Genomic DNA, 24897 nt, shown 5'->3' with positions numbered 1-24897 from the left:
GGGCGCTATGTCTGATTGCAAGTGCCCACCACCAGGTCTCCCTGGTTACATGGGAACCTTTGCCGACCTGATGTCGCTGCTGATGTGCTTCTTCGTGCTGTTGCTCTCCTTTGCCGAGATGGATGTGCAGAAGTTCAAGCAGATAGCCGGTTCCATGGACAAGGCATTCGGGGTACAGAACATCCTTGAGGTGAAAGATATTCCCAAGGGAACCTCGGTGATTGCCCAGGAGTTCAGGCCTGGTCGCCCGGAACCCACGCCGATTGATACCGTGATGCAGCAGACCATCGATCTGACCCAGACCGAACTGGAGTTTCTGCCCGGCGAGTCGGATCAGGCAGGTGGTCAGGACAAGAGTGATGGCAAACAGACGGGGGGCGATACCGCGCAGGATGCGAAGAAGGCGCAAGAACAGTCCAATACCCTGGCCAAAGCCCTCGCCGAGCAGATGAAAGATCAGATCCAGGACGGTGCCATCGAAATTGAGGCGCTGGGCCAGCAGATCATCATCCGGATCAGGGAAAAAGCGTCGTTCCCGGCGGGTTCGGCATTTCTGCAGCCCCAGTTCTGGCCGGTCATTCGCAAGGTAGCGACCCTGCTCAAGGATGTGCCGGGTGAAATCACCATCTCCGGTCACACCGACAACGTGGCGACCGAAGATGAGCTGTTCCAGTCCAACTGGGAGCTGTCGTCGCAACGGGCGGTTGCGGTGGCGCACCAGATGCTGAAGGTCCCCGGTTTTGATCAGGGGCGACTGGTGGTGCAGGGGATGGCGGACTCCCAACCATTGGTGCCCAATACGACCCCGGAAAATCGTCGGATGAACCGGCGGGTGGAGATCGCCATCATGCAGGGCAAACCGACTGTTTCGGCCCCCATTTCCGTACCGGAAGGAAAGTAAGCGAGGGGAATGTCGATGACGCAAGTGGGATCTGCATCAGGGGGCTGACGTGGATTTTGTGTTGGCTTCATATTAAGATGCCTCATCCGAACAGATTGCTGCGGCCTCCTTGCAGATGGCCGCAGTTTCTATTTTCAAGCAACCCAGGTTTCGACTATGAATCATACTCCGATGACTGTTCGCGGCGCTGAGAAGCTGCGCGAAGAGCTCGATTATCTCAAGACCGAGCTTCGTCCCCAGATTATCGAAGCGATTGCCGATGCCCGTGAGCACGGCGATCTGAAGGAAAACGCCGAATACCATGCCGCTCGCGAGCAGCAGGGGTTCTGTGAAGGTCGCATTCAGGAGATTGAAGCCAAGCTCTCCAATGCTCAGGTTATCGACGTCACCAAGATGACCAACAACGGCCGCGTGATTTTTGGCGCGACGGTGACTCTGCTCAAGAGCGAGACAGAGGAAGAGGTGGTTTACCGCATCGTGGGTGACGATGAGGCTGATATCAAACAGAACCTCATCTCTGTCAACTCCCCCATTGCCCGCGCCCTGATTGGCAAGGAAGTGGACGATGTCGCAATCGTCAAGACCCCTGCTGGCGATGTGGAATACGAAGTACTGGAAGTTGCTTATATCTAAGCGAATGCTACAGACGATGAAACAGGGGGGCTGGTGCTCCCCTGTTTGTCTTTATCTATATGATTATTGATAAAAATCAGGACAGATACGCCTCGGTAAAGGCGTCCTGATGACGCTGAAACAACCAGTGGCGCAGCCGTTCGATGTTGTTCTCGCTCATCTGAAAGCTCAGTGCCCAGGTGGCATGGTCGGCATTGGCTTTGATGCGCCTTACCAGTCGTCCCTGCAGTGGAAGAGGGTCCTCTTGCTCGATGCAGAGCTCGCCGTTGATGGGGGTATCGGCCACCATGTCGGTTGGCAAATTTTCCACGATGAGGCCGTTGAGGGAGAGGCTGAGCACCTGAAACAGGCCCAGGTCGCTGCAAAGCTTGGCTTTTTGTGTGAGACGCCAGGCACGCGGTTGCGCAAACCCCAGCTCCCTGATGACCGGTGCAGATAACCGGGACTCGACGAAGCCATCTTCCCCTTGGGTAAAGCTCAGGGGAAAACGCAGCTGATGGCCTGCGAAGCGGGCTTCGAGTACAAGGTGTTCGGCTTTTTGCAGCAAGCCAAGCATGGGGGCATCGAGGTGACCACTCAGAACATGGGTGTCCTGATTGCTCCCCAAGTCCCGCAGCATGGCCAGCTCATCGTCGGTCAGAATAGGATGGTGAGCCATAATGCGTGTCCGGAAGTATTCATCGCAGGTTAAGGGCTTTGCGACTACTTTGGCAAGCGACTCGGGAAGAAGTGGAATAAGGAAAGAGCGATGCTCTTTCCTTTTACTTGCGGGGCAGCTGGATTTTAGGTTCGTTGGCTTGACGATAAATGGTCAGCACATGACCCATGCTTTGCACCTTGATTGAACCGGTTTCACGGACGATTGCATCCATAACCAGTTGTTTCATTTCGCGATCTTCAGAGGCAACCTTAACCTTGATCAGCTCGTGATGGTTCAGTGCCAGATCGATCTCGGCCAGTACACCTTCGGTCAGACCATGCTGACCCAGCAGGACGACAGGCTTGAGGCTATGGGCAAGGCCCTTGAGGTACTGTTTCTGTTTATTGTTGAGAATCATCGCAATTTCTTCATAAGTCAGGGTTGAAAGGGGCGTATTCTACCCCCACTTAGCCCTTAATACTAATAACCCTTGTGGTTTTTTAAAGTCGATTATCATGACCCAGAAAAAACGTTCCCCCAGTTCAACTCGCTGGTTAAAAGAACATTTCGACGATCAATACGTCAAAAAAGCCCAGAAAATGGGCCTGCGTTCTCGTGCTGTTTTCAAGATTGACGAGATCCAGGGCAAGGATCGCTTGCTGAAACATGGCATGACCGTAGTGGATTTGGGAGCCGCCCCCGGTGGTTGGTCCCAGTTCGCGGTTGAACAGGTTGGTGATTCGGGTCGCGTCATCGCATGTGACATTTTGCCGATGGATCCCATTGCCGGTGTCGATTTCCTGCAAGGGGACTTTCGGGAGGAAACTGTACTCGGCGCCTTGCTGGAGCGAGTGGGTCCCGACAAGGTCGATGTCGTGATGTCTGATATGGCACCTAACATGAGCGGTACCCAGCAGGTGGATCAGGCTCGCGCCATGTATCTGGTCGAGCTGGCGCTGGACATGTGCAATCAGGTATTGCGTAGTGACGGCAGTTTCGTAGTGAAGGTGTTTCAGGGAGAGGGCTTTGATGCCTATCTCAATGAAATTCGTAAACTTTTCTCCGCTGTCAAAATTCGTAAACCAGACTCATCCCGCGCCAGATCACGGGAAGTCTACATTGTGGCTACCGGTTTTAAACTGTAGTACCCTAACCTTCATCGTTAACTGTCAGTCTGCGAGGTTACTGATTTGAGTGACATGGCGAAAAACTTAATCCTGTGGCTGGTCATCGCCGTCGTTTTGATGTCGGTGTTCAATAGCTTCAGCCCCAGCGATACCACCAGTCGCCAGCTGGACTATTCCAGCTTCGTTAAAGAGGTGACCCAAGAGCAGATCCGTGAAGTGCGGATGGACGGTAAGGTCATTAATGGCGTCAAGCGTACTGGTGAACGATTCACCACCATCATCCCTGCGCCGGATCCCCAGCTGCTCAACGACATGCTCAATCACAATGTCAAAGTGATGGGCGAGAAGCCGGAAGAGCCGTCTCTGTTGACCTCTATCTTCATCTCCTGGTTCCCGATGCTGCTGCTGATCGGTGTCTGGGTCTTCTTCATGCGTCAGATGCAGGGCGGCGGTGGCAAAGGTGCCATGTCGTTCGGCAAGAGCAAGGCTCGCCTGATGAGCGAAGATCAGATCAAGACTACCTTTGCTGACGTTGCAGGTTGTGATGAAGCCAAGGAAGAGGTGAAGGAGTTGGTCGACTATCTGCGCGACCCGAGCAAATTCCAGAAACTGGGTGGCAAGATCCCGACCGGTGTGCTGCTGGTGGGTCCTCCCGGTACCGGTAAGACCTTGCTGGCCAAGGCCATTGCAGGCGAGGCCAAGGTGCCGTTCTTCACCATCTCAGGTTCCGATTTCGTGGAGATGTTCGTCGGTGTCGGTGCCTCACGGGTGCGTGACATGTTCGAACAGGCCAAGAAATCTTCCCCTTGCATCATCTTCATCGATGAAATTGATGCGGTCGGTCGTCAGCGTGGCGCCGGTCTGGGTGGTGGTCACGATGAACGTGAGCAGACCCTTAACCAGATGTTGGTCGAAATGGATGGTTTTGAAGGCAATGAAGGCATCATCGTCATCGCAGCCACCAACCGTCCTGACGTACTGGATCCGGCACTGCTGCGTCCGGGCCGTTTCGACCGTCAGGTTGTGGTCGGTCTGCCGGATGTCCGTGGTCGCGAGCAGATCCTGAAAGTCCACATGCGCAAAGTTCCGTTGGCGGATGACGTGAATCCGGCGCTGATTGCCCGTGGTACCCCCGGTTTCTCCGGTGCGGATTTGGCCAACCTGGTCAACGAAGCTGCCCTGTTCTCTGCCCGTGAGAGCCGCCGAGTGGTCTCCATGGCCGAGTTCGAGAAGGCGAAGGACAAGATCATGATGGGTGCGGAACGTCGCTCCATGGTGATGAAAGAGTCCGAGAAGGAGATGACGGCGTATCACGAAGCCGGTCACGCCATCATTGGTCGTCTGGTTCCGGATCATGACCCGGTTTACAAGGTCTCCATCATTCCGCGTGGTCGTGCGCTGGGTGTGACCATGTATCTGCCGGAGCAGGATCGCTGGAGCCACTCCAAGCAGCATCTGGAGTCGATGATCTCCAGTCTGTATGGCGGTCGTCTGGCAGAAGAGCTGATTTACGGTGCCGAGAAGGTATCGACTGGTGCATCCAACGATATCGAGCGTGCCACCGACATCGCCCGCAAGATGGTGACCCAGTGGGGTATGTCCGAGCGTCTCGGCCCGATGCTCTACGCGGAAGAAGATGGCGAGGTGTTCCTCGGTCGCAGCATGGCCAAGGCCAAGCATATGTCCGACGATACCGCTCGCGTTATCGATGCAGAGGTCAAGCAGGTCATAGACCGCAACTACGCCCGTTCCAAGCAGATCCTGCTGGATAATATGGACGTGTTGCACAGCATGAAAGATGCGCTGATGAAGTACGAGACCATCGACGCCAAACAGATCGATGATCTGATGGCGCGTCGCGAGGTTCGTGCTCCGAGCAACTGGCATGACGAGCACGGTGATACCCCGCAAGGCGGTTCCACCGTGGCTGCCGAGGCCAAGCCTGCCGATGAGGCTGCACCGGTGGCGGATGTCACTATCGACAAAGCCAACGACGCTCCGGCCAAATAATTGTGACTCTCCAAACCCCGGGCTTGCCCGGGGTTTTTCTTTATCAGATGGACGTGAAAATGCAGTTAACCAGCAAGGGGCTCAGCCTCTCCCTCGATCGTCCCCATGTTATGGGGATCCTCAATGTGACGCCCGACTCCTTCTCCGATGGCGGCCATTTCAACCAGTTTGAACGGGCAATGGCCCATGCGCGCCAGATGGTCTCTGACGGTGCGACCCTCATCGACATTGGTGGCGAGTCAACCCGCCCTGGTGCGCCCGATGTGAGCGAGCAGGAGGAGCTGGACAGGGTCATTCCTGTCGTGGAACAGATGGTCCGTGAGCTGGATGTGATGATCTCCCTCGATACCTCCAAAGCTGCTGTGATGCGGGAGGGTTGCAAGGTGGGTGCCCATCTGATCAACGATGTGCGGGCACTGCAAGAACCTGGATCACTGCAGGCCGCGGCCGAAGCGCGGGTTCCGGTCTGTCTGATGCATATGCAGGGGCAGCCGAGAACCATGCAAGTCGAGCCGCACTATGACGACCTGATCGGGGAGGTACGCGCCTTCTTTGATGAGCGTATTGCGGCTTGTCTGGCGGTCGGGATCCGTCGTGAAGAGCTGTTGCTGGATCCGGGATATGGCTTTGGCAAAACCCTTGCACACAACTATCAGCTGTTGGCGGCTCAAAAGGAACTGCTTGATTATGGCTTGCCGCTATTGGTGGGGATGTCGCGAAAGTCTATGATAGGCAACCTGCTGGGCCGTCCGGTGGATGAGCGTCTGGCGGGCAGTCTGGCATGCGCCCTTATCGGCATGCAGCATGGGGCCCGCATCATCAGGGTACACGATGTACGGGAGACCATGGACGCATTGCGCGTCGGTTGGCTGGCAATGACGGGACAAGATTTTATTTCCAGATAATAAAGAGAACAGACAATGGCAAGAAAGTATTTCGGTACCGATGGTGTGCGTGGCAAGGTTGGCGAATACCCGATCACTCCTGATTTTGTAATGAAATTGGGTTGGGCTGCCGGCAAGGTGCTCTCCAAGAAGGGCACCAAAAAGGTGCTGATTGGAAAAGATACCCGCATCTCCGGTTACATGCTGGAATCCGCGCTGGAAGCGGGGCTCTCTGCGGCAGGCCTCAAGGCCATTCTGATGGGACCCATGCCCACGCCGGCGGTTGCCTACCTGACTCGCACTTTCCGTGCCGAAGCTGGCATCGTCATCAGCGCTTCCCACAACCCCTTCTACGACAACGGCATCAAGTTCTTCTCCGCCGATGGCACCAAACTGCCCGATGATGTCGAGCTGGCTATCGAAGCCGAGCTGGATCACGAGCTCCAGTGTGTCGAGTCGGCCGAACTTGGCAAAGCGGTGCGCATTGATGATGCTGCCGGTCGCTATATCGAATTTTGCAAGAGCACCTTCCCCTCCCACATGAATCTGGATGGGGTGAAAATGGTGGTCGACTGTGGCCACGGCGCCACTTACCACATTGCGCCGTCGGTTTTCCGCGAGCTGGGCGCTGAAGTGATCACCATGGGCTGTGCCCCGGATGGTCTCAATATCAACGATGGTGTCGGTTCGACTGCGCCTGACGCTCTGGTTGCCAAGGTACTGGAGTGCAAGGCCGATCTGGGGGTTGCCTTTGATGGTGATGGTGACCGTCTGATCATGGTCGACCATACCGGCTATCTCATCGACGGTGATGAAGTGCTCTATATCATCGCGCGCGATGCCCTGCGCAATGGTCGCCTCAAAGGCGGTGTCGTCGGCACCCTGATGGCCAACATGGGTCTGGAGCTGGCGCTGCAAACCCTGGGTATTCCGTTTGCCCGTGCCAAGGTGGGTGACCGCTATGTGCTGGAGATGATGGAAGAGAAGGGCTGGCGCATCGGTGGCGAGAACTCCGGCCACATTATCTGTCTGGATCAAACCACTACGGGTGATGGCATCGTAGCCGCCTTGCAGGTGCTTACCGCCATGCGCAGTGCCGAGATGCCGCTGGCCAAGCTGCGCTCCGGCATGAGCAAGTTCCCGCAGGTGCTGGTTAATGTTCGTTTTGCCGAAGGCAAGGATCCGCTGGCCGCTGATGCTGTCATGGCTGAGGTTGCCAAGGTGGAACAGGAGCTGGCTGGTCGTGGTCGCGTACTATTGCGTAAATCAGGTACCGAACCGCTGATCCGGGTCATGGTCGAAGGGGAGCATGAACAGCAGGTACGTGACATGGCTCAGCGCATCGCCAAGCAGGTTGAATCGGCGTTTTAATGAACAACCAGGGCGGCTTTTTAGCCGCCCTGGTTGTATCTTGTTCAAACGATTCAAAAATTTAAAAATAGCACTTGTCAGCTGAGCATCCTCTGGATATTATCAGCCCCGCTTTCGCAAGGGAGTTGCCGATGGGACATCGCAAGCCGTTTGTAGCAGCCAACTGGAAGTTGCACGGTAGTAGGTCGCAGTTAGAGCAGTTTACGAGTCAGTGCCTGAAGGGCGTTGACGGAAAAGTAGATGTGGTTCTCTGTCCTTCCCATGTGCATCTCGACTTTACCGCTTCACTGCTCAACGAGCAGAAAGTAATAAAGTTGGGGGCTCAGAATGTGAGTCAGCACGCTACTGGCGCTTACACTGGAGAAATCTCGTGTCAGATGCTGGTTGAGGCAGGGTGTCGTTACGTATTGGTAGGGCACTCCGAGCGTAGGCGTCTCTTTGGTGAGACCAGTTTTATCGTCGCAGAGAAGTTTGCGGCAGCCAGAGCGGCAGGCTTGATCCCCATCCTCTGTTTAGGTGAATCAGGCGCGGCGAGGCAGGCGAGAAGAGCCTTCGAGGTGATCGCTGAAGAGCTGGATATCGTCATAGAGAAAAATGGCGCGATGGCTTTCGATAATGCTATCATCGCCTACGAGCCGATTTGGGCTGTAGGTACAGGTAAATGCGCCACACCCGAGCAGGCACAAGAGGTTCATTCCTTTATACGTGGTCGCTTGGCGGAGGATACTCCGGTAATAGGTGAGAAAGTTAGAATCATCTATGGTGGGAGCGTAACGCCGAGCAACGCGAGAGATTTGTTTGCACAGCCCGACATTGATGGCGGACTGATTGGCGGAGCAAGCCTCGATAGCGATGCGTTTTTAGGAATTGTTGAAGCGGCAAAGGGTGCAAGTTAAATGTACGAGATTCTTTTAGTCGTTTATCTGCTGGTTTCACTGGCTCTGATTGGTCTGGTGATGATTCAGCAAGGTAAAGGGGCTGATATGGGCGCCTCCTTCGGCGCAGGGGCATCGAACACAGTATTCGGCTCCGGTGGTTCAGGCAGTTTCCTGACCCGAACAACAGCAATTTTGGCTACTCTGTTTTTCGTTATCAGCTTGGTGCTCGGATCTATGTCCAGCAACAAGGTCAAGCAGGGTAGTGAGTGGGAAAATCTGCAACAAACCCAACAGGTTGAGCAGACCAAAGCGCCAGTGAAGAAAGATACTGACGTTCCCGAGTAAGAGTTTTGCCGTGGTGGTGGAATTGGTAGACACGCTATCTTGAGGGGGTAGTGCTCTAGGGTGTGCGGGTTCGAGTCCCGCCCACGGCACCAATTAAGCAGTGAGCTCGGGAAGCCGAGTGTATTATAGCCAGTCAGTCTTGTATCGAGAGAGTGAAGTGGCTATAATCTCGCACGATTTCGGACGCGGGGTGGAGCAGCATGGTAGCTCGTCGGGCTCATAACCCGAAGGTCGTCGGTTCAAATCCGGCCCCCGCAACCAAATTTCACGCATTTCCTACGCTCAGGAAGGCGGTCGCTGCGAGGCGACAATCAGGGTAAAGCGCCAAGCCCCGATTTGACATCGGGGCTTTTTGTTATGTGCAATTTACTCTGAATCGATATCTATCTGGGCTTTATGCCCTTTTTTTGTTTTTCGGAGGGTGACTTTGGCTACGTTGGAACAACGTTTGACCGATCTGCTCGAGGCTCCGGTCGTTGCCTTGGGTTTTGAACTTTGGGGTATTGAGTTTATCCGTGCGGGTAAACACTCCACCTTGCGTGTCTATATCGACGGCGAGCAGGGTGTGACTGTCGAGAACTGTGCTGAGGTCAGCCATCAGGTTGGCGCCATCATGGACGTCGAAGATCCCATCACCGAGGAGTACTACCTCGAGGTGTCCTCCCCAGGCCTGGATCGTCCCCTGTTCAAGGTTGCCCATTTCGAAAAATACGTTGGCCAAGAGGCGGCGGTAACGCTTCGGATGGCAACAAACAACCGCCGCAAGTTCAAAGGCGTAATCAAAGCTGTGCAAGGCGACATGATCACCCTGGCAGTAGATGGTAAGGACGACGTGTTGGCTTTCACCAATATCCAAAAAGCGAACATAGTGCCGAACTTTGGTTAACGAGGCTATCGGATATGAATAAAGAGATTTTGCTGGTCGTTGACGCAGTATCCAACGAGAAAGCGGTACCCCGCGAGAAGATCTTCCAGGCTCTGGAAACCGCGCTGGCGACTGCGACCAAGAAGAAATATGAAGGCGAGATTGAAGTTCGGGTCGAAATCGATCGCAAGACCGGTGACTACGACACTTATCGCCGCTGGGTAGTCATTGCGGATCAAGCCGCGATGGAGAACCCCTACGCGGAAATCACCCTGGAAGCGGCGCAGATCGATCAGCCGGAAATCCAGATCGGTGAGTATGTTGAAGACCAGATCGACTCTGTGACCTTCGACCGTATCACTACCCAGACCGCCAAGCAGGTTATCGTGCAGAAAGTGCGCGAAGCCGAGCGTTCACAAGTAGTTGATCAGTTTAAAGATAAAGAAGGCACCATCATCAGTGGTGTGGTCAAGAAGAGCAACCGCGACAACGTCATCCTGGATCTGGGCAGCAATGCTGAAGCCGTGATCTTCCGTGATGACATGCTGCCGCGTGAAACCTTCCGCCCGGGCGACCGTGTCCGTGGCCTGCTCTACGCAGTACGCCCGGAAGCCCGTGGTTCCCAGCTGTTTGTCAGCCGTTCCAGCCCGGACTTCCTGAAAGAGCTGTTCCGTATCGAAGTACCGGAGATCGGTGAAGAGATGATCGAAATCATGGGCGCAGCCCGTGATCCGGGTTCCCGCGCCAAGATCGCGGTGAAGACCAACGATCGTCGTATCGACCCGATCGGTGCCTGTATCGGTATGCGTGGTGCCCGTGTGCAAGCTGTCTCCGCCGAGCTGAGCGGTGAGCGTGCCGACATCGTACTGTACGATGACAACCCGGCCCAGTACGTGATCAATGCCATGGCACCTGCCGATGTGGCCTCCATCATCGTTGATGAAGACAACCACACCATGGATATCGCCGTGGAAGCTGCCAACCTGGCTCAGGCCATCGGTCGCAATGGTCAGAACGTGCGTCTGGCCTCCCAGCTGACCGGTTGGGAGCTGAACGTGATGACCGTTGAGGACATGCGTGCCAAGCACCAGGCCGAAAACGACCGCATCATGAACCTGTTCACCAGCACCCTGGACATCGACGACGATTTCGCCGGTCTGCTGATGGAAGAGGGCTTCTCTACCCTGGAAGAGATCGCCTTTGTACCGGTCAACGAGCTGCTGGCTATCGACGGTCTGGATGAAGACATGGTCGAAGAGCTGCGCAAGCGCGCGAAAGATGCCCTGACTACCAAGGCACTGGCCAAAGAAGAGTCTTTCGATGGCGTTGAGCCGTCCGAAGAGCTGCTCAATCTGAACGGTCTGAGCCGCGAACTGGCTTACGCTCTGGCGGGCCGTGGCGTGGGCACCCTGGAAGATTTGGCTGAGCAAGGTATCGATGACCTTGCTGATATTGAAGGGCTGACTGCCGAGAAGGCAGGTGAGCTCATTATGGCTGCTCGCAATATCTGTTGGTTCGGAGAAGAGCAGTCCGAGTAAGATCAAACGGAGGAAAATGAATGGCAGAAGTATCAGTCAAACAACTTGCCACTGACATCGACACACCGGTTGATCGTCTTCTCCAGCAGTTTGTCGATGCCGGTATCAGCAAGAGCAAGGCCGACGACATGGTCAGCGAGTCTGAGAAACAGGCTCTGCTGACACACCTGAAGAAACAGCATGGAGGTGACGAGGTCGCCGCTCCTGCCCGCATGACCTTGCAACGCAAGACCAAGAGCACCATCAGTGTTCAGGGGACTGGCGGCAAGAACAAGGAAGTGCAGGTAGAAGTGCGCAAGTCTCGCACCTATGTAAGACGCTCGGCGCTGGAAGATGAACAGCGTCAGGCGGAAGCCGAGGAAACAGCGCGTTTGGAAGCAGAAGAAAAAGCTCGTCGCGAGGCCGAAGAGAAGGCTCGCCTCGAAGCTGAAGAGAAGGCTCGCCGTGAGGCTGAGCAAGCTCGTCGTGAAGCTGAGGAAAAGGCGCGGATCGAGGCACAATCAAAGGCTCGACAGGCTTCACAGCCCGCCAAAGCAGCCAGTAGCACAGCTCAGCAAGAGGCAGAAAAGATGGCCAAGCGCGAAGCAGAAGAACTGAAGCGCCAACAGGAACAAACAGCTTTGAAAAAAGCTGAAGAACTCGCCGCGAAGAAAGCCGAAGAGGCTCGTCTCATGGCGGAACAGAACGCAGCCCGCTGGGCTGAAGAAGAGGCCGCTCGCGCCAAAGAGAGCAGCGACTACCATCTGACCACCAACAAGCATGCGCAAGCCGCAGAAGACGAGTTGGATCGGAAAGAAGAGACCAGCCGCCGCACTGCCGCAGCTGCCAAGGCACCGAAGAAAGCCGGTCGTCGTGAAGATGATCGCGACTCTCGCAACCCGCGTGCCCGTAAAGGCAAGCGCGGCAAGGTTGCCATGCCGAACGCCATGAAGCACGGCTTCAACAAGCCGGCTGCCGTGGTGAACCGCGATGTCGTCATCGGCGAGACCATCACTGTGGCCGAGCTGGCCAACAAGATGGCCGTCAAGGGCGTGGAAGTCATCAAGGTGATGATGAAGATGGGTGCCATGGCCACCATCAACCAGGTGATCGACCAGGAGACCGCTCAGCTGGTCGCCGAGGAGATGGGTCACAAGGTTGTGCTGCGTCGTGAGAACGAGCTGGAAGAGGCGGTACTGTCCGATCGTGACGAGACCTCCGAAGCCAAGCCGCGCGCACCGGTCGTTACCATCATGGGTCACGTTGACCACGGTAAGACCTCGCTGCTCGACTACATTCGTAAAGCCAAGGTTGCTGCTGGCGAAGCCGGTGGTATTACCCAGCATATCGGTGCTTACCACGTCCAGACCGACAGTGGCATGATCACCTTCCTGGATACTCCGGGTCACGCGGCGTTTACCTCCATGCGTGCTCGTGGTGCCAAGGCGACCGATATCGTTGTTCTGGTTGTTGCAGCTGACGACGGCGTGATGCCGCAAACCATCGAAGCTATCCAGCACGCCAAGGCTGCCGGTGTGCCGCTGGTTGTTGCGGTCAACAAGATCGACAAGCCTGAAGCGGATCCGGATCGCGTCAAGACCGAACTGGCCCGTTACAACGTCATGTCCGAAGATTGGGGTGGAGACTGCCAGTTCGTGCACGTATCCGCCAAGTCTGGCGAAGGCATCGACGACCTGCTGGAAGCCATTCTGATCCAGGCTGAAGTACTGGAGCTGAAAGCGGTGGTTGACGGCATGGCCAACGGCGTCGTGATCGAATCCTTCCTGGATAAAGGTCGTGGTCCGGTTGCTACCGTACTGGTACAAGAAGGTACTCTGCGTCAGGGCGACATCGTTCTGTGTGGTCTCGAGTACGGCCGTGTTCGCGCCATGCGTGACGAACTGGGTCGCGAGATCAAGGAAGCGGGTCCGTCCCTGCCGGTGGAAATTCTGGGTCTGTCCGGCGTTCCCTCTGCCGGTGACGAAGCCACCGTTGTCCGTGACGAGAAGAAAGCCCGTGAAGTGGCGCTCTATCGTCAGGGCAAGTTCCGCGAAGTCAAGCTGGCTCGCCAGCAGAAGGCCAAGCTGGAAAACATGTTCGCCAACATGACCGAGGGCGAAGTGTCCGAAGTGAACGTGGTGATCAAGGCCGACGTACAAGGTTCTGTGGAAGCGATCTGCGATGCGCTGGTCAAACTCTCCACCGACGAAGTGAAGGTGAAGATCGTGGGTTCCGGCGTAGGTGGTATCACCGAAACCGACGCGACCCTGGCTGCTGCTTCCAGTGCCATCCTGGTTGGTTTCAACGTCCGTGCCGACGCATCTGCGCGCAAGGTCATCGAATCCGAGAGCCTGGATCTGCGTTACTACTCCGTCATCTATGACCTGATCGACGAAGTGAAGCAGGCCATGAGCGGCAAGCTGGCCCCTGAGTATCGTCAGGAAATCATCGGTCTGGCTGAAGTGCGTAGCGTCTTCAAGTCTCCGAAGTTCGGCGCAGTTGCCGGTTGTATGGTTACCGAAGGTGTGGTCAAGCGTTCCAACCGTATCCGCGTTCTGCGTGACAACGTGGTTATCTATGAAGGCGAGCTGGAATCCCTGCGCCGCTTCAAGGATGACGTCAACGAAGTTCGCAACGGCTACGAGTGTGGTATCGCGGTTAAAAACTACAACGACGTACGCGAAGGCGACCAGATCGAAGTTTACGAGACTGTTGAAATCCAACGGACTCTGTAAGCCGAGAGTTAGACAAAATAGGGGGCCGCGGCCCCCTTTTATCGCAGGATAGAATATGGCCAGAGAATTCAGCCGGACCCGTCGGGTCGGACAGCAGATCCAGCGTGAAATCGCGCTGATCCTGCAGCGCGAGGTGAAAGACCCGCGCATCGGCATGGTGACTGTTTCCGATGTGGAAGTGTCCCGTGACCTCAACTATGCCAAGATTTACGTCACCTTCTTGCAGCTGGAAAATGATGCTGAGCGCATCAAGGAAGGCTTGCAGGGTCTGACCGAAGCAGCCGGATATATCCGTAGTCTGCTGGGCAGTGCCATGCGTCTGCGCGTGGTGCCCGAGCTGCGTTTCTACTACGACCAGACCCTGGTCGAGGGGATGCGTCTCTCCAACCTGGTGACCAACACTGTGCGTGAAGACAAGCGTCGCATGGCCGAATCCGGCCGTGACGAAGAAGCTGAATCCGCACCGGATGACACGACTGAGGATAAAGCCTGAGATGACCCGAAGACGTCGTTTCAAGGGCCGTGATGTGCACGGCATTCTGCTGCTGGACAAGCCGACCGGCCTGACCTCCAACGATGTGTTGCAGAAGGTCAAGCGCATCTACAACGCCGCCAAGGCCGGTCACACCGGCGCACTGGATCCGCTGGCGACCGGCATGCTGCCGATCTGCCTCGGCGAGGCCACCAAGTTCTCCCAGTATTTGCTGGAAGCGGACAAGCGCTATGAGGTGACCGCCAAACTGGGCGAGCGCACCAACACCAGCGACTCCGATGGTGAGGTGGTCTCCACCCGTCCGGTGAACGTGGCTGTCGGTACCCTGATCGAGGCGCTGGACCAGTTCCGCGGCCCCATCATGCAGGTGCCGTCCATGTACTCCGCGCTCAAGCACAACGGCCGTCCGCTCTACGAATATGCTCGCGAAGGCATCGAGATCGAGCGTGAAGCCCGTCCCATCACCGTATTCGAGCTCAAACTGCTGAGCTTTGAAGGTGATGAGGTGCGCCTTGAAGTGCACTGCAGCAAGGGCACCTACATCCGCTCTCTGGTGGATGATCTGGGTGAAGTGCTGGGTTGTGGCGCCCACGTGACCCAGTTGCGTCGTACCCAGGTGGCCAGCTATCCGTACGAGCGGATGCTGACTCTGGAGCAACTCGAGTGCATCTTCGAGCAGGCCAAGGCCGAGAGCATCCCGCCGCGCGAGCAGCTGGATCCGCTGTTGCTGCCGATGGATACCGCCGTAGCAAGCTTGCCCGAAGTGAACATGCTGGCGGTTGTGGCTGCCTATGTGAATCAGGGCCAGGCCGTGCAGGTGGCGGGTGCGCCGCAAAGCGGTCAGGTTCGCATGACGGTCGGCCCGGAGCGCGAGTTCATCGGGGTTGGCGAGATTGATGATGATGGCCGCGTCGCCCCCAAGCGACTGGTGCGTTATCACGACGAGGAGTGATCCTCAGGCGATATCAGCACGTCTTTCCCGTTTCGCCTCTTTATCGTTGCGAAAAGGGGCGGGGACGATTATGATACCGCCCTCATTTCACGGCTGAATTAGAGATTGGCTGTGAACCTTTAAACACTCTACTGGAGTATTACCATGTCTCTAAATGCTGAGATCAAAGCTCAAATCGTTGCTGACAACGCTCGTTGCGCCAACGACACCGGTTCCCCCGAAGTGCAAGTTGCCCTGCTGACTGCCCAGATCAACCATCTGCAAGGTCACTTCAAAGAGCACTCCAAGGACCACCACGGTCGTCGCGGTCTGCTGCGCATGGTTTCCCAGCGTCGTAAGCTGCTGGACTACCTGAAGCGTAAAGATTCCGAGCGTTATGCTGCTCTGATCGCCAAGCTGGGTCTGCGTCGTTAATCGACCATCAGATTTCGCGAAAAAGGGGAACCGTCAGGTTCCCCTTTTTTATTGCTCTTCAAGCCGTTGCCTGCCTCACAGAATTCGCGTCGCCGCTTACCTTTTGCATCGAATCAAGTATACTTGTGCGCGAATTTAAAGAGCCAAATTGTAAAAAGGAAATTCACGTGAATCCTATTGTAAAGTCATTCCAGTACGGTCAACACACCGTCACTCTGGAAACCGGTGTGATGGCCCGTCAAGCCACTGCGGCCGTTATGGTCAGCATGGACGATACCTGCGTATTTGTGACCGTCGTCGGCAAGAAAGAGGCCGATCACGGCCGTGATTTCTTCCCGCTGACCGTCAACTACCAGGAGCGTACCTATGCTGCTGGTCGTATCCCGGGTGGTTTCTTCCGTCGTGAAGGCCGTCCGAGCGAAGGCGAGACCCTCATCTCCCGTCTGATCGACCGTCCTATTCGTCCGCTGTTCCCGGAAGGCTTCCTCAATGAGGTTCAGGTCGTTGCGACCGTAATGTCCGTGAATCCGGCCGTATCCCCCGACATCGTTGCCATGATCGGTGCCTCTGCTGCACTGGCCATCTCCGGTATCCCGTTTGGCGGCCCGATCGGTGCTGCTCGCGTTGGTTACATGAATGGTCAGTATGTGCTGAACCCGACCACCACCGAACTGCCGCAGAGCGATCTGGATCTGGTAGTTGCCGGTACTGCCAATGCCGTGCTGATGGTTGAGTCCGAAGCGGCCATCCTTTCCGAAGAAGTGATGCTGGGCGCCGTGGTATACGGTCACGAGCAGATGCAGACCGTGATCAATGCGATCAACGAGTTTGCCGCTGCCGTCGGCACCAAGCCGTGGGACTGGACTCCGCCTGCCGTCAACGAAGCGCTGAAAGCCAAGGTTGCCGAGCTGGCGAGCGCCGAACTGGGTGAAGCCTACCGCATCACCGAGAAGGCAGTTCGTTACGAAACCATCGCGGCCATCAAGGGTCGTGTGGTTGAGCAAGTTATCGCTTCCGGCGTGGAAGAAGATGCCAAGAAGATCGGCGAAGAGTTCCACAGCCTGGAAAGCCGCATCGTTCGTGGTCGCGTAGTACGTGGTGAGCCGCGTATCGATGGTCGCGATCCGGAAATGATCCGCGCCCTGAGCGTAGGTACCGGTATTCTGCCCCGTGCTCACGGCTCTGCCCTGTTCACCCGTGGTGAAACTCAGGCCATCGTGGTCGCCACTCTGGGTACCGAGCGTGATGCCCAGAACATCGACGAGCTGACCGGCAACCGTGCCGATCGCTTCATGCTGCACTACAACTTCCCGCCATACTGTGTCGGTGAGACCGGCATGATGGGTAGCCCGAAGCGTCGTGAAATTGGTCACGGCCGTCTGGCCAAGCGCGGCGTTGCTGCCGTGATGCCGAGCGCCGCCGAGTTCCCGTACGTGGTGCGCGTGGTCTCTGAAATCACCGAATCCAACGGCTCCTCCTCCATGGCGTCTGTCTGTGGTTCCTCTCTGGCGCTGATGGATGCCGGTGTGCCGATCAAGGCCTCCGTTGCCGGTATCGCCATGGGTCTGGTGAAGGAAGAAGAAGGTTTCGTCGTGCTGTCAGACATTCTGGGTGACGAAGATCATCTGGGCGACATGGACTTCAAAGTAGCCGGTACCACCGAAGGTGTGACCGCGCTGCAGATGGACATCAAGATCGAAGGCATCACCAAAGAGATCATGGAGATTGCGCTGAAGCAAGCTCGTGGTGCTCGTCTGCACATCCTGAAAGTGATGGACGAAGCTATCCAGGCTCCCCGCGCCCAGATCTCCGATTTCGCACCGCGTATCCACACCATCAAGATCAATCCTGAGAAGATCAAGGACGTGATCGGTAAGGGTGGTTCCGTGATCCGTGCGCTGACCGAAGAGACCGGCACCAACATCGAGCTGGATGATGACGGTACTGTTCGTATCTCCGCCGTGGCCAACGAAGCCGCCATGGAAGCGATCCGTCGCATCGAGGCCATCACTGCCGAGATCGAAGTGAACCGCATCTATGAAGGTAAAGTTGTTCGTCTGGCCGATTTCGGTGCATTCGTCAACATTCTGCCGGGCAAAGATGGTCTGGTACACATCTCCCAGATCACCGACGCTCGCGTGCAGAACGTGGCTGACCACCTGACCATCGGTGACGTAGTCAAGGTGAAGGTACTGGAAGTGGACCGTCAGGGCCGCGTACGTCTCTCCATCAAGGAAGCGAACGCCCCGACCGAAGCAGCTGCACCTGCTGCTGACGCCGCTCCGGCCGCTGAAGAAGCGCCTGCTGCAGAGTAATCTGCTCGCCTGATACCGGATTGGTTCCGGTTGATGTAAAAAGTCCGGCTCCCCAAGGGGAGCCGGACTTTTTTATGGGCAAAACGCGCGATAAGGGATTACTTGCCGAGGATGGCGTACTGCATCTCTTGCAAGGGGAGCACATGGCGGGCTGCTCCCAGCTTGATCGCCTCCTTGGGCATGCCGAAGACCACGCAGGAGGCCTCATCCTGGGCATAGGTGTTGGCACCCGCATCCAGCATCTCGCGCAATCCCCGGGCTCCGTCATCCCCCATGCCGGTCATGATGATGCCGGTGGCATTCTTGCCGGCATATTTGGCGACGGAGCGAAACAGCACATCCACCGAGGGGCGATGGCGGTTGATAAGCGGCCCGTCGACCACCTCGACGTGATAGTAGGCACCGCTGCGTTTGAGCAGCATATGCTTGCCTCCGGGGGCAATCAGCGCCAGCCCCGGGATCACCCGGTCATTGTTCCTCGCCTCCCGCACTTCAATCTGGCAGACCCCGTTCAGGCGTTCTGCAAACATGGCGGTAAATTTCTCTGGCATGTGCTGCACGATGACAATGCCGGGGCTGACCCGGGGCAAGGCTGTCAGCACGGCTTCCAGCGCCTGGGTACCGCCGGTCGAGGTGCCGATGGCGATGAGCCGCTCGGTGGTTTGTGCCATGGCGTGCTGGTTGGGCGGCAGCATGGCATCTGCGTTGAGTTTGGTGCTGACCGGCACAGAGGAGGGCTTGCCCACGCGCTTGAGGTTGGCCTGAGCCGCAGCACGTACTGCCATAGCCAGGTCGTGGGCAGATTCTTGCAGAAAGCTTTTTATCCCCATGGTCGGCTTGGTGATGATGTCCACCGCGCCGGCAGCCATTGCCTGCAAGGTTGTCTCGGCCCCCTTTTCGGTGAGGGAGGAGCAGATCACCACCGGGGTTGGATGCTCTGCCATGATCTTGGTGAGAAAGGTGATGCCATCCATACGGGGCATCTCCACATCGAGCACGATGACGTCAGGCCACTCTTTCTTCAGTTTTTCCTGGGCAAACAGGGGATCCGATGCTGTGGCGATCACCCGGATATCGGGCTCCTGCTCCAGCACCGCTTGCAATACCTGTCTGACCACGGCGGAATCATCCACCAGCATGACCCGGATCTGCTTCATTCTCGCGACTCCCGTTGATGTGGCAGACGATGATGGCGGAGCCAGACACTGCCGTTGCTGAGCTCAAAGAGCAAGCTTCGGTGGCCGCTATGGCCAAGATGATGAGCCTTGATATCAAGGCCAAGGTGTCGGGTCAGCTGCCAGGCTGCCTGAATATTTTTGGCGGCGACATTATTGTCGCTCTGTGCGTATTGAGGCTCGGTAAACATGTTGCCACCCCCGAACAACTTGGCCTCATATTCATGGATAGGGGCGGGATAGTGACTGGCCGCTTGCAGCAGCAAGGCGAGGGCCTCATCGGCATAGCGCCCATCCAGCTTGGTAGAGGGATTGCGCCGACTTGGCAGCATGTAGTGACACATTCCTCCCTGTTTCTGCTCCGGATGCCACAAGGTGATGGCAATACAGGAGCCCAGTACGGTTCTGACCACCACATCCTCCTTGCCAAAAAAGAGCTCTCCCGGTTGCAGGATCACCTCCCGAGTCATGACTTATCTCTTCTGATAGATGGAAGGCGAGACAAGCTGCAGGCCGTGGTGCAGGCCATGCAGGCTCTCGGCGTGGCTCACCAGCAGGTAGCCACCGGGTTTGAGTCTGGGTACCAGCCGCTGCAATACTTGCCCTTTGGTCTCCTTGTTGAAGTAGATCATCACGTTTCTGATGAAGATGACGTCAAACATGCCGATGTCCGGCAGATCCTGATTGAGGTTGATCTGCATGAACTGCACCTTGTCCCGCAACTTGCGATCGATGATGAAGATGCCCTCCTGCAGGCCCACACCCTTGAGGCAATATTTCATCAAAAAGGGCAGTGGAATATTTTGCGCCCGCTCGATGGGGTAGCGACCGCTCATCGCCTGTTCCAGCACCCGGGACGAGATATCGGAGGCCAGGATCTCCCAGTTGAAGGTGCTGCGTTTTTCCGCGAGGGTCATGGCCAGACTGTAGGGCTCCTCGCCGGATGAGCTGGCAGCGCTCCAGACCCGCAGCGATTGCTCGGGCGGGAGCGCTGAGACTATCTCCCGCGTCAGAAACTCGAAGTGTTTGGGCTCCCTGAAAAAGTAGGTTTCGTTGGTGGTAAGGAGATCGAGCGCCAGCTGCAGTTCGCTGCTGCGATCGTTCATGATGAGCTGGAAGTAGTCGTCATAACTATCCAGCTCATAGTGGCAGAGTCGCTTAGCCAGGCGGCTGGCTACCAGCGCCTTTTTGGCTGGAGACAGCTCTATCCCCGCCGTTTGATGAAGCCAGCGCTGGAAACGGGAGAACTCATCATCATGCAGCTGGGTTTGATACAAAAAACAGTCCCTCTACCTGTGGTGTCGGAGATGGGAGAGGCGACGCCTCTCCCGTGACTAGAACCGCACAAAATCGCCATCGCCGGTGGGGCGTTGGACTGTGGCGGCTCGTTCCCGACTGTTGGCATTGCTCTCGTTCATGAAGCGGCCTCTGGTATTGGGGTGAAGATGCGAGGTGGCTGCTTTACCTTCTTTGGCGTGGACCTCCAGGGTAAAGAACTCCATGGCCAGCTGCAGCTGTTCAGCCTGGCTGCTCATCTCTTCTGCTGTGGCAGCCAGCTCTTCGCTGCAAGAGGCGTTCTGCTGGGTAACCTGACTCAGCTGGTTCATTGCCTGGTTGATCTGGCTGACACCGGTGGATTGCTCAACCGAAGCGGCACTGATCTCCTGCACCAGATCCGAGGTCTTGTTGATGGAGGGCACCATTTGATCCAACAAACGACCTGCTTTTTCCGCCATCTCGACACTGCTGGAGGCCAGCTCACCAATCTCCTGTGCTGCAACTTGGCTGCGTTCGGCCAGTTTGCGCACCTCCGCCGCCACTACGGCAAAGCCTTTGCCGTGATCGCCTGCCCGTGCCGCTTCGATAGCTGCGTTGAGAGCCAACAGATTGGTCTGGTAGGCGATGTCATCGATGATGCCAATCCGTCTGGCGATCTGCTTCATGGCATCCACAGTCAGTTTGACCGCTTCTCCTCCCTCTACGGCCTCTTTGGCTGCCTTGCTGGCCATGCCATCGGTGACCTGGGCATTGTCGGTATTCTGGTTGATGCTGGCGCTCATCTGCTCGATGGAAGCGCTGGTCTCCTCCATGCTGGAGGCCTGTTCACTGCTGGATTGGCTGATCGACTGGGCGGTCGCGCTTACCTGTTCGGCGGCACTGGATAGGTTGTCAGAGGCGCCGCGCACTTCGGTGACGATGTTGGTGAGCGATGCGATGGTCTTGTTGAGCGCATCCTTGGTGGTGCCAAACACGCCGGGATAGTCCGCCTCAATCTGCTGGGTCAGGTCACCTTTTGCCAGACATTGCACGACCCGGATGACGTCGTTGAGGGTACTGTCGATCACTTCGGCAATCTGGTTGATCCCTTCTCCCATCGCCTGAAAGAAGCCGCTCTTGCCAGCAAGTTCCATCCTGCGGTGCAGCTCGCCATTGATCACGGCCTGCACAATGTCGGACATCTCTTTCTCTATCATCACCTCCTTGGTTCTGTCGGCCCATTCGACCACGGACCCCAACCGTTCACCGGTATCGTTGAAGACCGGATTGGCGATCAGGGAGAAGGTGCGCCCCCCCAGCTGTATCTGGGTGCGGTAGGTGCTGTTGAGTTTGGCCAGCATGGCGCGCTGATGGCCGGGATTTTTATGAAAGCTGTCGATGTTGGCGCCCATCAGCTGATTGGCGTTGAAGCTGTATAGCTCTTTCTTGATGTCGGTCTCGGCCTGATTGAGCATGCCGGTCACTGCCTCGTTCATATAGATAATGTCGAGGTTGGTATCGGCAATCATCACGTTGGTGCTGGCGCAGTCGAGGGCTTTGCGAACCAGCTGGTTCTCATGGAGCAACACCTGGTTCTTTTTAATGTCGTTGCGGCTCTGTTCCAGCTTGTCACTGAGCAAGGTGACCACCTCGTTGATGGCATGTCCTACTTCACGCAAGGGGCTATCCATACCGGAAAGATCGAGTGGTGCTGGAACCTGCTCTGCCAGGACTGCGTGTTGCAGTTGGCCGATTGCGTCGAGTAACAGGGTCCGCTGCCTCACTTCGGTGGCATTGTCTCCGAAGAGTTTTCCTAAGAGTGATTGGGTCATGAGCGTTTCCTTATGCTGCATGTCGTGGAGTATAGAGGCCTGTTCAGGAGGGTTGCAGGTTGCCTTGTGGCAACCTTGCCTGTGGCTGGGCCAGTTCGTTGAGTTGAGCCATCTCATCGAGTGACAACACTTTCCCGGTATCGATGAGGATGACGAATTTGCCGTTGACCTTGCCCATGCCGCTGATGAAATCGGCCCGGATGCGGGCACCAAAACTGGGTGGGGGCTCGATATCTGCTTGTGGGATACCCAGTACTTCCGATACGGAATCCACCACAACGCCAATATCCTGACCTACAGGTTCATCGCCCTGCGGGGCCACCCCCTCGATAATGACGATGCAACTGCGGCGGGTGATGACCGAAGGTGCATTGCCAAAGCGGGCATTCAAGTCTACGACCGACACTACCGCTCCTCTGAGGTTGATTACGCCGCGAATAAAACCCGGCATCATCGGAACCGGAGTGATATTGCCGTATTCGATGATCTCTTTGACCCCCAGAATATTGATGGCGAACATCTCGTTGTTGATCAGAAATGTCAGGTACTGGGCATCGCCACTGCTCTCGTCAGCGGCCGCTGTTGGCACCGTGATGTCGGTGGATGTATGCATGGTCGCCTCCGGTTAAAAGCGGACAAAATCCGCGTCATCAATGGAATGGGATGATGGTTGATTGGGCTGGCTGGCCCGTTGTGGGGGGGCGATGAAACTGCCTCTGGGAGGCATGCCCTTGTGGCCGGTTTCATGGGGCCTGGTGTTGAGCTGCGCACTTTTCTCCAGAGCAAAAAAGGCCATGGTTTGCTGCAGTTCGCTGGCTTGTGAGCTCATCTCTTCGGCCGTGGCCGCCAGCTCCTCGCTGCTGGCCGCATTCTGCTGTGTCACCTGATTAAGCTGGTTCATGGCCAGACTGATCTGGTTGGCTGCACTGGCTTGTTCACCTGAGGCGGCATTGATCTCTTGTACCAGGTCAGAGGTTTTGCGAATGGAGGGGACGATCCTCTCCAGCAGGTTGCCAGCCCGCTCTGCCTTGCTGACGCTGTCGGAGGAGAGCTCACCAATCTCCTGCGCAGCGATCTGGCTGCGCTCTGCCAGCTTTCTCACTTCGGCAGCAACCACCGCGAAGCCTTTGCCATGCTCTCCGGCGCGAGCCGCCTCGATGGCGGCGTTGAGGGCAAGCAGGTTGGTCTGGTAGGCAATGTCGTCGATGATGCTGACTTTCTTGGCGATTTGCTGCATGGCGGTCACCGTCTGTTGAACGGATTGGCCCCCTTCGGTGGCCTCCAGCACTGAGTTGCTGGCCATGCTGTCGGTGATCTTGGCGTTCTCGGTGTTCTGATTGATGCTGGCGCTCATCTGCTCGATAGAGGCGCTGGTCTCTTCAACGCTGGCTGCTTGCTCACTGGTGGCCTGGCTCAATGCCTGCGCAGTGTTGCTCACCTGATTGGAGGCATTGGTCAGGTTGTCGGCGGCGTTGCGTACCTCTTCGATGATATTGGTCAGCGCAGTGATGGTCCGGTTGAGGCCGTCTTTGGTCTGGCCAAAAATTCCTGGGTAGGGCTCATCGATCCGTTGGGTCAGATCCCCCTTGGAGAGCGCGGTGGCGATGCGCATCACATCTTCCAGGCTGGTATCTGTCACATGGGAGAGGCGATTCAGCAGCTCGGATACCCGCTTGATGTAGCCCTGACGATCCTCCAGCGCAATCTTGTGGCTGAAGTCGCCTTGTTCGACAGCGGCAGTAACCAGGGTCTCGATATCCGTGATCAAGGCACCGAGTTTCTTGACCATGTTATCCATCGCCATCAAGAGCTGACCCGCTTCATCGTTGGACTCTATCTGGATCGATACATCCAGATTGCCATCGGCCAGACTATTGGCCACGCGCAGAGCCTGTTCGATGGGGGTGATGATGCTTTTGATTAGCAGGGTGCCAAACCAGGCTGCGAGTGCAATGCCGACCGCGATAACCACCGCCATGGTTATCAGCATCACGTCATACCAGGATTGCGCTGCGGTATATTCCGACTTGGCCACATTGAGCTGCAGGTTAACCAGCTCGGTGATTTTGTTGCCTATCGGGTCGATGGAGCCATAGAGCGCACCGTCAAAAGTGTTCAGCATGCCAGTAATCATGCCGTGCTGGGTGGCGAGGTATTTCTCCAGCTTGCCAATATCGGTATCGGCCGCATTGAACAGGGTTGTCGCCTCGGCTGACAAACGCTGTTCATCTGGTGTGAGAGTGGTGGACTGGTAGTGATGCCACTCGTTTTTGATTGTCTGCTGGGCCTGTTGTATCTGCTTCAAAGCCTCTTCTGCCGGGATCAGCCCCGCATTGGCCTTGTTGAGGTTGTCGATGATCGAGACGGCATAGCTGTCGGAGATAGTCTTCAGCTGCTTGAGGGGAACCACCCTGTCGTTGTAAACGCGCTGCAACCCGGTATTGCTGCTCTGCATGTTGTATAACCCGAGGCTGCCAACGGCCAGCAGCAGCAGGCAGAGCATGCAGAGCAGTACGATAAGACGCAATTTGATGGTGGAATTTTTTAACATGA

23 protein-coding genes and 2 tRNA genes are annotated in these 24897 nt (G+C 56.5%); 17 read left to right on the top strand and 8 right to left on the bottom strand.

Annotated elements, in window-relative coordinates; translation table 11 throughout:
* Positions 1-7 precede the first annotated feature (7 nt).
* Entirely contained in the window at positions 8-901 is an 894-nt protein-coding gene (locus tag BN1139_RS14000; protein WP_005349528.1) for a flagellar motor protein MotB, read from the top strand.
* 156 nt (positions 902-1057) lie between these two features.
* Positions 1058-1534: a transcription elongation factor GreA gene (gene greA / locus BN1139_RS13995; protein WP_005343528.1), complete on the top strand. Its 477-nt coding sequence runs from the start codon at positions 1058-1060 to the stop codon at positions 1532-1534.
* A 76-nt stretch (positions 1535-1610) separates the two neighbouring features.
* Here the strand turns inward: greA and BN1139_RS13990 are convergent, their stop codons facing one another.
* The gene (locus BN1139_RS13990) at positions 1611-2192 is read right to left on the bottom strand and encodes a hypothetical protein (RefSeq protein WP_005349535.1); all 582 of its coding nucleotides are present in this window, start codon (positions 2190-2192) and stop codon (positions 1611-1613) included.
* 103 nt (positions 2193-2295) lie between these two features.
* Entirely contained in the window at positions 2296-2592 is a 297-nt protein-coding gene (yhbY, locus tag BN1139_RS13985; RefSeq protein WP_005338829.1) for a ribosome assembly RNA-binding protein YhbY, read from the bottom strand.
* Positions 2593-2689: 97 nt separating this feature from the next.
* On the opposite strand from yhbY, the gene rlmE reads away from it, so the two are divergent.
* The 15 genes from rlmE to pnp all read left to right on the top strand — a co-directional run bounded on the left by rlmE (position 2690) and on the right by pnp (position 18080).
* Positions 2690-3319, top strand: coding sequence for a 23S rRNA (uridine(2552)-2'-O)-methyltransferase RlmE (gene rlmE / locus BN1139_RS13980; RefSeq protein ID WP_005338828.1), 630 nt, complete (start codon positions 2690-2692; stop codon positions 3317-3319).
* Between the two features lie 45 nt (positions 3320-3364).
* The gene (gene ftsH / locus BN1139_RS13975) at positions 3365-5311 is read left to right on the top strand and encodes an ATP-dependent zinc metalloprotease FtsH (RefSeq protein ID WP_005343537.1); all 1947 of its coding nucleotides are present in this window, start codon (positions 3365-3367) and stop codon (positions 5309-5311) included.
* Between the two features lie 59 nt (positions 5312-5370).
* The gene (gene folP / locus BN1139_RS13970; RefSeq protein ID WP_005349538.1) at positions 5371-6216 is read left to right on the top strand and encodes a dihydropteroate synthase; all 846 of its coding nucleotides are present in this window, start codon (positions 5371-5373) and stop codon (positions 6214-6216) included.
* 15 nt (positions 6217-6231) lie between these two features.
* Positions 6232-7566: a phosphoglucosamine mutase gene (gene glmM / locus BN1139_RS13965; RefSeq protein WP_005349539.1), complete on the top strand. Its 1335-nt coding sequence runs from the start codon at positions 6232-6234 to the stop codon at positions 7564-7566.
* 131 nt (positions 7567-7697) lie between these two features.
* Positions 7698-8462 carry a triose-phosphate isomerase gene (gene tpiA, locus BN1139_RS13960; protein WP_005349542.1) on the top strand — a complete coding sequence of 255 codons (765 nt, stop codon included), beginning with the start codon at positions 7698-7700 and terminating at the stop codon, positions 8460-8462.
* Positions 8463-8789 carry a preprotein translocase subunit SecG gene (secG, locus tag BN1139_RS13955; protein ID WP_005338811.1) on the top strand — a complete coding sequence of 109 codons (327 nt, stop codon included), beginning with the start codon at positions 8463-8465 and terminating at the stop codon, positions 8787-8789.
* 7 nt (positions 8790-8796) lie between these two features.
* Positions 8797-8881 (top strand) — tRNA-Leu (locus BN1139_RS13950).
* 92 nt (positions 8882-8973) lie between these two features.
* Positions 8974-9050 (top strand) — tRNA-Met (locus BN1139_RS13945).
* A gap of 166 nt (positions 9051-9216) precedes the next feature.
* Entirely contained in the window at positions 9217-9675 is a 459-nt protein-coding gene (gene rimP / locus BN1139_RS13940; protein WP_005349544.1) for a ribosome maturation factor RimP, read from the top strand.
* A gap of 14 nt (positions 9676-9689) precedes the next feature.
* Positions 9690-11192, top strand: coding sequence for a transcription termination factor NusA (gene nusA, locus BN1139_RS13935; protein WP_005338808.1), 1503 nt, complete (start codon positions 9690-9692; stop codon positions 11190-11192).
* Between the two features lie 20 nt (positions 11193-11212).
* Complete coding sequence (infB, locus tag BN1139_RS13930; protein ID WP_005349547.1) at positions 11213-13906, top strand: translation initiation factor IF-2; 2694 nt, start codon at positions 11213-11215, stop codon at positions 13904-13906.
* A 55-nt stretch (positions 13907-13961) separates the two neighbouring features.
* Positions 13962-14399, top strand: coding sequence for a 30S ribosome-binding factor RbfA (gene rbfA / locus BN1139_RS13925; protein WP_005338799.1), 438 nt, complete (start codon positions 13962-13964; stop codon positions 14397-14399).
* Position 14400: 1 nt separating this feature from the next.
* Entirely contained in the window at positions 14401-15351 is a 951-nt protein-coding gene (gene truB, locus BN1139_RS13920; protein ID WP_005338798.1) for a tRNA pseudouridine(55) synthase TruB, read from the top strand.
* A gap of 144 nt (positions 15352-15495) precedes the next feature.
* Positions 15496-15765 carry a 30S ribosomal protein S15 gene (gene rpsO / locus BN1139_RS13915; protein ID WP_005338797.1) on the top strand — a complete coding sequence of 90 codons (270 nt, stop codon included), beginning with the start codon at positions 15496-15498 and terminating at the stop codon, positions 15763-15765.
* A gap of 167 nt (positions 15766-15932) precedes the next feature.
* Complete coding sequence (pnp, locus tag BN1139_RS13910) at positions 15933-18080, top strand: polyribonucleotide nucleotidyltransferase (protein ID WP_005338796.1); 2148 nt, start codon at positions 15933-15935, stop codon at positions 18078-18080.
* Positions 18081-18178: 98 nt separating this feature from the next.
* On the opposite strand, the gene BN1139_RS13905 is transcribed toward pnp, so the two are convergent.
* From BN1139_RS13905 to BN1139_RS13880, 6 genes are read right to left on the bottom strand one after another with little or no spacing between them, the layout of a single operon-like run.
* Entirely contained in the window at positions 18179-19237 is a 1059-nt protein-coding gene (locus BN1139_RS13905; protein ID WP_005349555.1) for a protein-glutamate methylesterase/protein-glutamine glutaminase, read from the bottom strand.
* A complete protein-coding gene (gene cheD, locus BN1139_RS13900) occupies positions 19234-19725 on the bottom strand; it encodes a chemoreceptor glutamine deamidase CheD (RefSeq protein ID WP_005349556.1) in 492 nt (163 codons plus the stop codon). The genes BN1139_RS13905 and cheD overlap by 4 nt, the downstream gene beginning before the upstream one ends.
* A gap of 3 nt (positions 19726-19728) precedes the next feature.
* Positions 19729-20532 carry a CheR family methyltransferase gene (locus BN1139_RS13895; RefSeq protein ID WP_005349557.1) on the bottom strand — a complete coding sequence of 268 codons (804 nt, stop codon included), beginning with the start codon at positions 20530-20532 and terminating at the stop codon, positions 19729-19731.
* 57 nt (positions 20533-20589) lie between these two features.
* Complete coding sequence (locus BN1139_RS13890) at positions 20590-22344, bottom strand: methyl-accepting chemotaxis protein (protein WP_005349558.1); 1755 nt, start codon at positions 22342-22344, stop codon at positions 20590-20592.
* A 43-nt stretch (positions 22345-22387) separates the two neighbouring features.
* Complete coding sequence (locus BN1139_RS13885) at positions 22388-22957, bottom strand: chemotaxis protein CheW (protein WP_005349560.1); 570 nt, start codon at positions 22955-22957, stop codon at positions 22388-22390.
* Positions 22958-22969: 12 nt separating this feature from the next.
* The gene (locus BN1139_RS13880) at positions 22970-24895 is read right to left on the bottom strand and encodes a HAMP domain-containing methyl-accepting chemotaxis protein (protein WP_005349563.1); all 1926 of its coding nucleotides are present in this window, start codon (positions 24893-24895) and stop codon (positions 22970-22972) included.
* Positions 24896-24897 lie beyond the last annotated feature (2 nt).

Source organism: Aeromonas veronii bv. veronii (assembly GCF_000820225.1).
Lineage (GTDB): Bacteria > Pseudomonadota > Gammaproteobacteria > Enterobacterales > Aeromonadaceae > Aeromonas > Aeromonas veronii.
Note: the sequence above shows the minus strand (reverse complement) of the source record. Positions and strands in the feature narration are given on the sequence as shown.

Bases quoted from the DNA above. Each gene is read 5' to 3' on its own strand.
- BN1139_RS13890 (WP_005349558.1), bottom strand. From the start codon at position 22,344: ATGACCCAATCACTCTTAGGAAAACTCTTCGGAGACAATGCCACCGAA.
- secG (WP_005338811.1), top strand. From the start codon at position 8,463: ATGTACGAGATTCTTTTAGTCGTTTATCTGCTGGTTTCACTGGCTCTG.
- glmM (WP_005349539.1), top strand. From the start codon at position 6,232: ATGGCAAGAAAGTATTTCGGTACCGATGGTGTGCGTGGCAAGGTTGGC.
- rbfA (WP_005338799.1), top strand. From the start codon at position 13,962: ATGGCCAGAGAATTCAGCCGGACCCGTCGGGTCGGACAGCAGATCCAG.
- truB (WP_005338798.1), top strand. From the start codon at position 14,401: ATGACCCGAAGACGTCGTTTCAAGGGCCGTGATGTGCACGGCATTCTG.
- infB (WP_005349547.1), top strand. From the start codon at position 11,213: ATGGCAGAAGTATCAGTCAAACAACTTGCCACTGACATCGACACACCG.
- rlmE (WP_005338828.1), top strand. From the start codon at position 2,690: ATGACCCAGAAAAAACGTTCCCCCAGTTCAACTCGCTGGTTAAAAGAA.
- yhbY (WP_005338829.1), bottom strand. From the start codon at position 2,592: ATGATTCTCAACAATAAACAGAAACAGTACCTCAAGGGCCTTGCCCAT.
- BN1139_RS14000 (WP_005349528.1), top strand. From the start codon at position 8: ATGTCTGATTGCAAGTGCCCACCACCAGGTCTCCCTGGTTACATGGGA.
- BN1139_RS13880 (WP_005349563.1), bottom strand. From the start codon at position 24,895: ATGTTAAAAAATTCCACCATCAAATTGCGTCTTATCGTACTGCTCTGC.
- BN1139_RS13905 (WP_005349555.1), bottom strand. From the start codon at position 19,237: ATGAAGCAGATCCGGGTCATGCTGGTGGATGATTCCGCCGTGGTCAGA.
- rpsO (WP_005338797.1), top strand. From the start codon at position 15,496: ATGTCTCTAAATGCTGAGATCAAAGCTCAAATCGTTGCTGACAACGCT.
- BN1139_RS13885 (WP_005349560.1), bottom strand. From the start codon at position 22,957: ATGCATACATCCACCGACATCACGGTGCCAACAGCGGCCGCTGACGAG.
- folP (WP_005349538.1), top strand. From the start codon at position 5,371: ATGCAGTTAACCAGCAAGGGGCTCAGCCTCTCCCTCGATCGTCCCCAT.
- tpiA (WP_005349542.1), top strand. From the start codon at position 7,698: ATGGGACATCGCAAGCCGTTTGTAGCAGCCAACTGGAAGTTGCACGGT.
- nusA (WP_005338808.1), top strand. From the start codon at position 9,690: ATGAATAAAGAGATTTTGCTGGTCGTTGACGCAGTATCCAACGAGAAA.
- greA (WP_005343528.1), top strand. From the start codon at position 1,058: ATGAATCATACTCCGATGACTGTTCGCGGCGCTGAGAAGCTGCGCGAA.
- cheD (WP_005349556.1), bottom strand. From the start codon at position 19,725: ATGACTCGGGAGGTGATCCTGCAACCGGGAGAGCTCTTTTTTGGCAAG.
- BN1139_RS13990 (WP_005349535.1), bottom strand. From the start codon at position 2,192: ATGGCTCACCATCCTATTCTGACCGACGATGAGCTGGCCATGCTGCGG.